The 9,667-nt window shown below is 74.3% G+C and carries 8 protein-coding genes and 2 pseudogenes; 6 read left to right on the forward strand and 4 right to left on the reverse strand.

Going from position 1 to position 9,667, the window contains the following annotated elements; genetic code table 11:
- A pseudogene (locus FVA95_RS26125) lies at positions 1 to 195 on the forward strand (IS256 family transposase); the annotation flags it as partial.
- A gap of 63 nt (positions 196 to 258) precedes the next feature.
- Here the strand turns inward: FVA95_RS26125 and FVA95_RS26130 are convergent.
- Positions 259 to 1,656, reverse strand: coding sequence for an amidase (locus FVA95_RS26130; RefSeq protein ID WP_149666499.1), 1,398 nt, complete (start codon positions 1,654 to 1,656; stop codon positions 259 to 261).
- Positions 1,657 to 1,808: 152 nt separating this feature from the next.
- Here FVA95_RS26130 and FVA95_RS26135 point away from each other — a divergent pair, with 152 nt between their 5' ends.
- Both FVA95_RS26135 and FVA95_RS26140 read left to right on the forward strand, forming a co-directional pair.
- Positions 1,809 to 2,786: a MoxR family ATPase gene (locus FVA95_RS26135; RefSeq protein WP_149666500.1), complete on the forward strand. Its 978-nt coding sequence runs from the start codon at positions 1,809 to 1,811 to the stop codon at positions 2,784 to 2,786.
- 83 nt (positions 2,787 to 2,869) lie between these two features.
- On the forward strand, positions 2,870 to 3,736 hold the full coding sequence (locus tag FVA95_RS26140; RefSeq protein WP_240051743.1) for a vWA domain-containing protein: 867 nt from the start codon (positions 2,870 to 2,872) through the stop codon (positions 3,734 to 3,736).
- Positions 3,737 to 3,748: 12 nt separating this feature from the next.
- Here FVA95_RS26140 and FVA95_RS26145 read toward each other — a convergent pair whose 3' ends face one another.
- The 3 genes from FVA95_RS26145 to FVA95_RS26155 form a co-directional block, all read right to left on the reverse strand.
- A complete protein-coding gene (locus FVA95_RS26145) occupies positions 3,749 to 4,498 on the reverse strand; it encodes a DUF1345 domain-containing protein (RefSeq protein ID WP_149666501.1) in 750 nt (249 codons plus the stop codon).
- A gap of 120 nt (positions 4,499 to 4,618) precedes the next feature.
- Positions 4,619 to 5,242, reverse strand: coding sequence for a DedA family protein (locus FVA95_RS26150; RefSeq protein WP_020622889.1), 624 nt, complete (start codon positions 5,240 to 5,242; stop codon positions 4,619 to 4,621).
- 318 nt (positions 5,243 to 5,560) lie between these two features.
- Positions 5,561 to 6,982: a helix-turn-helix domain-containing protein gene (locus FVA95_RS26155; RefSeq protein ID WP_240051744.1), complete on the reverse strand. Its 1,422-nt coding sequence runs from the start codon at positions 6,980 to 6,982 to the stop codon at positions 5,561 to 5,563.
- Positions 6,983 to 7,152: 170 nt separating this feature from the next.
- Between FVA95_RS26155 and FVA95_RS26160 the strand changes: the two genes are divergently transcribed.
- The 3 genes and pseudogenes from FVA95_RS26160 to FVA95_RS26170 all read left to right on the forward strand — a co-directional run.
- Complete coding sequence (locus FVA95_RS26160; RefSeq protein WP_149666502.1) at positions 7,153 to 8,169, forward strand: amidohydrolase family protein; 1,017 nt, start codon at positions 7,153 to 7,155, stop codon at positions 8,167 to 8,169.
- Complete coding sequence (locus FVA95_RS26165; protein ID WP_149666503.1) at positions 8,166 to 8,903, forward strand: iron-sulfur cluster assembly protein; 738 nt, start codon at positions 8,166 to 8,168, stop codon at positions 8,901 to 8,903. Before FVA95_RS26160 ends, FVA95_RS26165 begins: the two co-directional genes overlap by 4 nt.
- Positions 8,900 to 9,502: pseudogene (locus FVA95_RS26170) on the forward strand (alcohol dehydrogenase catalytic domain-containing protein); the annotation flags it as partial. The gene FVA95_RS26165 and the pseudogene FVA95_RS26170, both read left to right, overlap by 4 nt.
- Between the last annotated feature and the right edge of the window lie 165 nt (positions 9,503 to 9,667).

Consider the following 9,667-nt stretch of genomic DNA (forward strand, 5'->3'; position numbering starts at 1 on the left):
GTCCGAGCGCGAGGGCATTTCCCCAGCGAGCAGGCCGCGATGAAATGTCTGTACCTTGTCACCCGCAGCCTCGTCACCCGCAGCCTCGACCCGACCGGACGAGGCCACACCCGATGGATGATGCGCTGGAAGCCAGTCCTCAACGCCTTCGCCATCACTTTCGGTGACCGCTGGCCGGGCGCCGAGCACTACTGACAACATCGCCGGAACCACCGTTCTCGTTACAGACCCCGTCTGAGCGGGGGTCCCGGCGGCGGATCAGTCCTGGATCCGCCGCCCGGGGCGGTCGGCCTCGATCGCGTACGCGAGCTCCAGCAGCGTCCGCTCGTCGCCGACCGGGGTCTGCAGGTGCACCCCCACCGGCAGCCCGCCCGCCGTCGCACCGGCGGGCAGTGCGACCGCGGGCGCCCCGGCGACGTTGGCGAGCGGGGTGAACGCGACGTAGTCCAGCAGCCGGGCGGTGAGCTGCTCGATCGGCACCGTCGGCGCGAGCCACCCGATCTCCGGCGGGGTGTGTGCGAGCACCGGGGAGAGCAGCACGTCGTGCCGGGTGAACAGCTCGGCGTGGGTCGCCGCGACCCGGCGCAGCCGGTGCAGGAACACCGGGGTGCGGGCCAGCGCGCGACGGTAGTGGTCGGCCAGACCGTGGGTCAGGCCGTCGAGACGGTGCGGGTCGAAGGTGCGCCCGTGCAGCAGCCGCCCGCCGGTGACCACGGAGAACGCGAGCAGCCCCCAGTAGTCGAGGAAGTCGTCGACGAACCGGGTCCCCACCCCGCTGTGGGCCTCGGACACCTCGTGGCCCTGCTTGGCGAGCAGCTGGGCGACGGCGGTGACGGTCTCGCGGGTGTCGGCGTCGACCGCCGCCCCGGTGGGGGACTCCAGCAGCAGGCCGACCCGCAGGCGTCGCCGGGCGGGGCCCTCGACCAGGCCCAGCGGTGGCAGCGCCGGGTTGCGGCGCCCGCGGTCGGCGGCGCCCAGGAACACCGCGGTGTCGCGGACCGAGCGGGACACCACGCCGTCGGCGACGAGGTCGATCGGCATCCGGGCACCGGTCGCGTTCGGCGCGAGCCGACCCCGCGACGGCTTGAGCCCGACCAGCCCGCAGGCCGCGGCCGGGATGCGGATCGAGCCGCCGCCGTCGTTGGCGTGGGCCAGCGGCACCACCCCGGCGGCGACGAGCGCGGCCGCCCCGCCCGACGACGCGCCGGCCGAGAAGCGCGGGTCCCACGGGTTGCGGGTCGGCTCGTCGTCGGCGAACTCGGTGGAGGCGTTCAGCCCGTACTCCGGCATCCGGGTCGTACCCAGCAGGTCCAGCCCGCAGGCGAGCAGCTGCCGGGTCACCTCGGCGTGCTCCCGCGAGGGGGCCGGGACGAACGCCCGGGTGCCGTGGCCCGCGGGCCAGCCCCGGACCTCGACGTTGTCCTTGACCAGCGTCGGCACCCCGGCCAGCGGGCCGTCGACAGCGCCGGTGACGGGGTCGGCGGTGCGGTCCAGGGCGAGGCCGTGCAGGTGCGGCTCGACCCGGGCGGCACGCGCGGCGACGGCCGCGTGCAGCTCGGCGGGCGCGACCTCACGGCGGCGCAGCCTCCCGGCGAGGGCGACGGCGTCGTCGTCGCCCAGGGCGTCGTCGGTGAACGCGTGCACGCGTCGGTCCATGTCGGACGATCCTGCACCCCACCCGTCCGCGTACGACGGGAGGCCCGGCCCGGCGCGGGTGGTGTCGCCTCCGCCGCCACGGTGCCGTCGGGTGTGGAACAGTGCGAACGGTCCCCAGGTGGAGGACGCCACACCCCCGCGGGTGGGGCAGGATGCAGGACGACACCGACGTCATCAGCGCCGAGGAGCATGCCCGTGAAGACCGAGGCAGCCGCCCCGTGCTGACCCCCGCCGTGACCCCCGTGGTGACCCCCGTCGTCGGCCGCGGCCGGGAGGTCGAGCTGCTCGTCGCGGCCCTGGAGGCCGGCGCACACGTCGTCCTGGAGGGCCCGCCGGGCACCGGGAAGACGACGCTGCTGCGGTCGGTGGCCGAGGAGGCCGAGCTGCCGTTCGTGTTCGTCGAGGGCAACGCCGAGCTCACCCCGGCCCGGCTGGTCGGGCACTTCGACCCGGCCCAGGTGCTGGAGCGCGGTTACACCCCCGCGACCTTCGTCGACGGCCCGCTGGCCGAGGCGCTGCGCTCCGGTGCCCTGCTCTACGTCGAGGAGATCAACCGGATCCCGGAGGAGACCCTCAACGTCCTCATCACGGTGATGAGCGAGGGCGAGCTGCACGTGCCCCGGCTGGGCCGGATCACCGCGCACGAGGGCTTCCGGCTGGTCGCCGCGATGAACCCGTTCGACGCCGTCGGCACCGCCCGGATCTCCTCCGCCGTCTACGACCGGGTCTGCCGGATCGCGATGGGATACCAGACCGCGGGCGACGAGACTGCGGTCGTCGCGCTGCGCGGCCCCGAGGTCGACGAGCAGTGGCGCTCCCAGGTCGTCTCCCTGGTGCGGCGCACCCGGGAGCACCCGGACGTGCACGTCGGCTCCTCGGTGCGCGGGGCGATCGACATCGTCCGCATCACCACGGCACTGGCGGCACGACGTGGCCGGGAGATCACCGACTGGCGGACCGGGCTGGACGCCGCGCTGGTGGCGCTGTCCGGCCGGATCCGGCTGGCCGAGTCCGGCTCCCGCAGCGCCGAGGACATCGTCCGCGAGCTGTACACGGCCGAGTTCGGCCGGGAACCCGCCGACGACGCCGACGACGCCCGGGACGGCGGTGATGCGTCGGGGGGAGCCTGAGCCCGCCACCGGCGGGCGGTCCCCGGCCCGCGGGCGGCTCCACCCGCCCGGGGCGGCCCCGTGCGCGACCGGAGGACCGCACGGTGGCCCGCAGCTCCCTGGCGGGCCACACCGGTTTCACCGAGATCTCGCCCGAGGTGGGGGTGCTCGACGTCGACGCGTTCGATGCCGCCCTGGCACAGCGTCCCGACGAGACGCTGACGCTGCTCATCGACATGGGCAGGGCCACCGACGAGAAGCTGCGGGCGGCGGCCCGCAGGCTCGCCGGCCGGGTCGTGCTGGAGATCGGCCGGTCCGGCCGGGTCTCCCGGCGCGGGATCGGCAGGCTGCGGGTGGTCCCGGCCGACCGCGGCGGCGACCTGGACCTGGACGCCTCGCTCGGCGCGGTGGCCGAGGCCCGCGCGGCGCGGCGCCCGGTCGGCCTCGACGAGCTGACCGCACGCACCTGGGCACGGCCGGAGCTCGCGCTGTGCCTGCTCGTGGACGCGTCCGGGTCGATGGGCGGGGAACGGCTCGCCGCGGCGGCGCTGACCGCCGCGGCCTGCGCGTTCCGGGCACCCGGCGACCACGCGGTGCTGTCGTTCGCGGCCGAGACCCAGGTGCTGCGCGACATCGCCTCCACCCGTCCGACATCGGCGGTCGTCGACCGGGTGCTGGGCCTGCGCGGGCACGGGGTGACCGCCCTGTCCGGTGCGTTGCGCGCGGCCACCGCGCAGCTGGAACGGACGCGGGCGGAGCGGCGGATCGTGGTGCTGCTGTCGGACTGCCGGGCCACCGACGACCACGACCCGGTCCCGGCGGCGCGGGGTGTCCCGGAGCTGCTCATCCTGGCCCCGGAGTCCGACCACGAGCAGGCGGCCGAGCTGGCCGCGCGCAGCAACGCGCGGTGGGCGCCGGTCGCCGGTCCGTCGGACGCACCGGGGGTGCTGCGGTCCCTCCTGGGTGGCTGAGCCCGCCGGGTCTCAGCCGCCGAGGACGTTCACGGCCCGGGACACGACGAGCGCGATCGTCACCAGTGACACCAGCGCCTGCACGAGCATCAGCATCTTCGCCCACCGGCTCAACGGCATCACGTCGGTCGGGCTGAACGCGGTGGCGTTGGTGAACGACAGGTACAGGTAGTCGGCGAAGCGGGGTTCCCAGTCGGCGTCGTGCGGGTCGGTGCTCTGCATCTGCACGAACAGGAAGTCCGCGGTGGGACGACGGCCGTGCGCCCGCGCCGCCGGCCCGCCGCGGTCGAGCTGCCAGTACCAGACCGCGAACGCGATGATGTTGGTCAACCAGATCGCCGCCCCGCTGGCCAGCAGGGGCGCGGCGGAGCCGCCGGAGGTGCCGTCGAGGATCGCGGTGACCAGCAGCCCCGCCGACACCGCGTTCGCCACGCTCAGCAGCCCGACCAGGGTCAGCCCGAGGCCGCGCAGCAGCGCCGACTCGCGGTCCATCCGGGCCGGACCGGTCACCGCGAGCACGACCAGCACCACCAGTTCCAGCGACGGCAGCAACCACCGCGACACCAGGGTGAGCTGGTCGGGCAGCAGCAGCTGCAGCCCGATCGCGACGACGATCGCCACCGCGGCGGGCCACCGGTGTTCGCCAGGGGTGACCCGCTTCCAGGCGGGCACGACGCGACGCCCGCCGTCGCCGAGCCGGTCGAGCTCGCGGCGGATGGCGTCCAGGGCGTGCCGGTGCGGGTCGGCCGACGGGTCGCTCATGACCATGATCCTGCTCCTCGTCCGTCCCGGACGGTGCTCGCCGCGGGCCCCCGAGGCGCGGTGACACGCCGGAGGCGGCCCGGGACGGCGGGGACGTTCGGCGCGAGGGGGGCGACCCGGTCAGGACCGGGCGTCGGCGCGGCGTCGCGAGCCGGTGGCCCGCACGATCGCGGTGCGCCCGAGCACCAGGGACAGCCCGACGGCGATCCCGCCGACGACGAGCAGCCAGGGCCGCGACTCCAGGTCGGTGGCGAGCCTGTCCCCGGCCGCGTAGCCGATCCCGACGAGCACCGCGGCGCGCACCGCGGTGGTGGGGACGATCCAGGCCAGGAAGCGGCGGTAGCCGACCTTGGACAGCCCGGCGGCCAGGTAGGCCGGGATCGCGCCGATGTCGACGAGCTTGGCGCCGATGACGATCCTCGGCAGGTGCGTGTGGACCTCGCGGGTCAGGACCTCGCGACGCTCCTCGGTCAGGCCCAGCCGGTTCAGTACCCGGGCGACGGCCGGCCGGTCGCCGTTGCGGCCGAGCGCGTAGAGCGCCGTGTCCCCGACGACGTCGGCGACGAGCGCGGCCAGCCACACGCCCCACCAGGGGAGCTGCCCGGCCCCGGCGAGCGCGGCCGCGGCGACGGTGACGATCGGACCCTCGAGGAAGGCCCCGACCCCGATCACGAGGAGCGACCGAACGGGCGCAGCAGGGATCGCGGCCAGCAGTGCGGCCACGGTGTCCGTGAGTCCGAACACGAACGCCTCCCATCAGGTCCTCCACCGAATGGTGCCCTGTCTGCCGCACCGGGCGGCGGGCGCCCCGCCGCCGTCGCGCGACGTGGGCTCCTCGTCACCGGGCGTGACGGCGTCGTCGGGTGGCGGTGTCGAGTCCCGTGGCCGGGCCGGCCGCCGGGTCTCCCGGGGCGTCGTTGCTCGGCACATCGATGGTCCCACCGCCGGCCGGGATCGGCAGGTCCGAAGGACCCGCGGCGGCCGTGAGCACGGCCACCGGTAGCACCGGTCCGGTGAGCGCGTCACCCGTTCGGATGATGACACCGGTGATGCCGCGGCCGCTCAGCGCGGGGTGGCGATCCCGTAGCGCTGCACCCGCCGGTACGCCGTCGCCCGGCTGATCCCCAGCGTCTCCGCGGCCCGGGTGACGCTCATGCCGTGCTCGGTGAGGCAGCGGACCAGCTCGTCGCGTTCCAGCGACTCGATCCGGGTGAGCGAGCCGGAGCGGGTGGCGAGCAGCTCGGGGGGCAGGTGTCGGACGTCGACCACGCTGCTGCGGGCCGCGGCGTCGCGGACCGTGCGGCGCAGCTGCTCGACGTTGCCCGGCCAGCTGTAGGTCCGCAGCGCGCGGGCCGCGGCGTCGGTGAAGGTGACGCCGTCGCGGGTGAAGTGTGCGGCCAGTGCCGGGACGTCCTCGGCCCGGTGCCGCAGCGGCGGCAGCTCGACCACGACGTCGAGCATCCGGGACAGCGGCTCCGGGACCGTCCCGATGTCGCGCGCGGTGACGCTGAGCGCCGCGTGTGGCAGCGACCGCACCAGCGCCGCCAGCCGGGTCGCGACGGGCGCGGGCAGCTCGTGCACCCGGCCCACGATCACCGCGGTGTCGGCCTTGCCCAGCTCCGGGGACCACAGCGACAGCCAGGACACCGCGTCCTCGGCCGCCGGTGGGCGGGCGTGCAGCACCCGGTGCCGCGGCGCGACGGTGCGCAGGGCCGTCGCGAGCAGCGCGGACTTCCCCACACCGGGCTCGCCGACGACCCCGACCCGGGCGCCGTCGCGCAGTGCCGCCCGCACCTCGTCCAGCGCGGTGGTCCAGCTGCGGCCCAGCTCGGCGGTGCCGCCGGTGGGCTGCGGGGCGACCCGGAACACCTCGCCGCGGGGCGCCGGCCGCGGGGTCGCGCCCCGCCCGTGGGCCAGCATCAGCGCGGAGGTCTGCCCGGCCGCGGTGCGGGCGAGCGCGAGCAGCAGCCCGTCGGAGCGCTGCGACCACGTGGTGAGGTTGATGCTGCCGAGCAGGGAGCCGTCGACGGGGTCGAGCACCGGGGCGGCCGCGCAGGTGTAGCCCCAGAGCCCGGTGCAGTAGTGCTCGTCGCCGCGGACCAGCGACGGGACCCGGTCGGCCAGGGCCAGGCCGAGTCCGGTGGTCCCCGCCTCCCGCTCGCCGAAGGCGAAGCCGGGCGCCAGGTAGGTGCGGTCGAGCGCGTCGACCAGGGCGCGCTCGTCGCAGAGCCGGGAGACGACGATCCCGTCGGCGTCGGTGAGCATCAGCGAGATCGGTTCGCCGGGCAGTCCCTCGTGCAGCCCGGCGAGCACCTCGCCGCCGCAGCGGGCGAACAGCGACTCGTCGTCGACGGTGCCGGTGTACGCCGGGTCGACCACCTCGGTGGGGGCGCCGTAGGTCTCGCTGCGTGCCCAGGACGCCGAGATGCGGGCCGGAGCCAGGGACTGCCCCATCGCGCGTACCTCCTCGTACCTGCTGCTCACGACGGTGTCACACCTGCGACGACGCCGCGACACCGTCTCGTCTCAGGTTGAGACGGCGGTCACCACCGCCGCCGCCCGCCGGTTCCTACCTTCGGTGCCGACGCGGGACCCCACCGGCCCGCGCAGTCGCGGGGTGCCCACCACCTCGCCGCGACCTGAGAGGGACGACGATGTACTCGAAGAACGGTGAGTCCTACTTCATCGTGGACGCCCACGTGGCGCTGTGGGACGCGCGCCCGGAGAACCAGCGCAACATCCACGGCAAGCAGTTCATCGACTGCTTCTACGACTATCACCGCAACCTCAGCCCGGAGTCCGAGGTGTGGCCCTACGAGGACTACCTCTACCAGGGCGGCGAGCGGCTGATGAAGGACCTGTTCGCCGACGGCCACGTCGACCACGCCGTCTTCCAGCCCGCGTACCTGGGCGAGTTCTACGCCAACGGGTTCGGCCAGACCGAGGAGGCGTTCGCCCTCGCCCAGGCCCACCCGGACAAGCTGACCTACAACCACCACTGGGACCCGCGCAACGGTGAGCAGGGCCTGCGGCAGCTGCGCGAGGACGCGAAGCGCTTCGGGCTCAAGGGCGTGAAGCTCTACACCGCGGAGTGGCACGGCGAGTCCCGCGGCTGGAAGCTCGACGACCACTGGTCCTACAAGTACCTCGAGGCGGCCCAGGAGCTGGGCATCCGCAACGTCCACATCCACAAGGGCCCCACCATCCGTCCGCTGGACCGCGACGCGTTCGACGTCGCCGACGTGGACAAGGTCGCCACCGACTTCACCGACCTGAACTTCGTCGTCGAGCACTGCGGCCTGCCGCGGCTGGAGGACTTCTGCTGGATCGCCACCCAGGAGCCGAACGTGCACGCCGGTCTGGCCGTCGCGATGCCGTTCATCCACACCCGGCCCAAGTACTTCGGCCAGATCCTCGGTGAGCTCCTGTACTGGCTGGGCGAGGACCGCATCCAGTTCTCCAGCGACTACGCCATCTGGACCCCGCGCTGGCTGGTCGAGCGCTTCGTGGACTTCCAGATCCCCGAGGAGCTGTCCGAGTACGCGCCGCTGACCACTGCCCAGAAGAAGAAGATCCTGGGCCTCAACGCCGCGAAGATGTACGACATCGAGGTCCCCGCCGAGCTGGCGCTCCGCGACGAGACCCCGCAGGAAGTGCCGGTGGCCTCGTGAGCGCGCCGGCCCTGACCGCGCACGCGACGCGGACCGAGCAGGCCTGGCGGGCGCTCGACGCCGTCGTCGACCCGGAGCTGGACGAGCCGATCACCGACCTGGAGTTCGTGCGGTCCCTCGACGTCGACGGCGGCCGGGTCACCGTGCACCTGCGGCTGCCCACCGCATTCTGCGCGCCGAACTTCGCCTACCTGATGTGCTCCGACGCCAAGGACGTGCTGACGGCGCTGGACTGGACGACCGCGGTGACCGTCGAGCTCGACGACCACCACGACTCCGACCTCATCAACGCCGGGCTGGCCGCCGACGCCGGCTACAAGGGCACCTTCCGCCACGAGGCCGACTCCGACCTCGACGAGCTGCGGGTCACCTTCCGGCGCAAGGCGCACGCCGCCGCGATGGAGCGCTCGCTGACCGGGCTGCTGCGCCGCGACCCGGACCGGGCGCCGGAGACGCTGCACGGCGTCACCCTGGCCGACCTGCCCGCGGGCCCGACCACCGACGCGTTGCTGCGCCGCCGCGCCACGCTCGGGCTGGGCACCGCGGGGCACCTGCCGGTCCTGGTCGGGCACGACGGCGTCCCGTACCCGGCCGAGCAGGTCCCGCTGAAGCTGCGGATGGCCCGGTCGGTGCGGATCTCGATCGAGGGCAACGCCCACTTCTGCCGGGGGCTGCTGAAGACCCGCTACCCGGAGTCCGTCTCCGGGGACACCACGAAGGGAACCCGTCCGTGAGAGCAGTACAGGTCGTCGGCTACCACCGGCCGGTGGAGCTGACCGAGGTCGCGAAGCCGGAGGTCGCCGACCCGTTCGACGTCGTCGTGCGGATCGGCGGGGCGGGCGTGTGCCGCACCGACCTGCACGTCCTCGAAGGTCAGTGGGCGGAGAAGTCGCAGGTCGCGCTGCCGTACACGATCGGCCACGAGAACGCGGGCTGGGTCGAGTCGGTCGGCTCCGCGGTGACCCACGTCCGCGAGGGCGACGGGGTCATCCTGCACCCGCTCGCCACCTGCGGGCTGTGCCGCGCCTGCCGCTCCGGCGACGACGTGCACTGCACCGCCTCGGCGTTCCCGGGCATCGACACCCACGGCGGGTACGCCGAGTACCTGCGCACCTCGGCGCGCAGCGTGGTCAAGCTCGACCCGTCGCTGCAGCCGGCCGACGTCGCCGCGCTCGCCGACGCCGGGCTCACCGCCTACCACGCGGCGGCCAAGGCCTCGCGGCGCCTCGGCCCGCGCGACACCTGCGTCGTCATCGGTGCGGGCGGGCTCGGCCACATCGGCATCCAGGTGCTCAAGGCGCTGACACCGGCCCGGCTAGCTGTGATGTCCAGGGAGGTTGTCCCGTCCGGGGGCGGTGAGTCTGGCTGACAGACGAAGGCCTCCGGTTGTGAAGTGGAGCTGTCTAGGAACCGCTTCACCCACCGGAGGCCTTCGTGTCCCACGCTAACGCCGCCCTGACCCCGCGCGCCCGGCTGCGGCTCGCTCAACTCGTCGTCG

The organism is Pseudonocardia sp. EV170527-09 (assembly GCF_008369905.1).
Taxonomy (GTDB): Bacteria; Actinomycetota; Actinomycetes; order Mycobacteriales; family Pseudonocardiaceae; genus Pseudonocardia.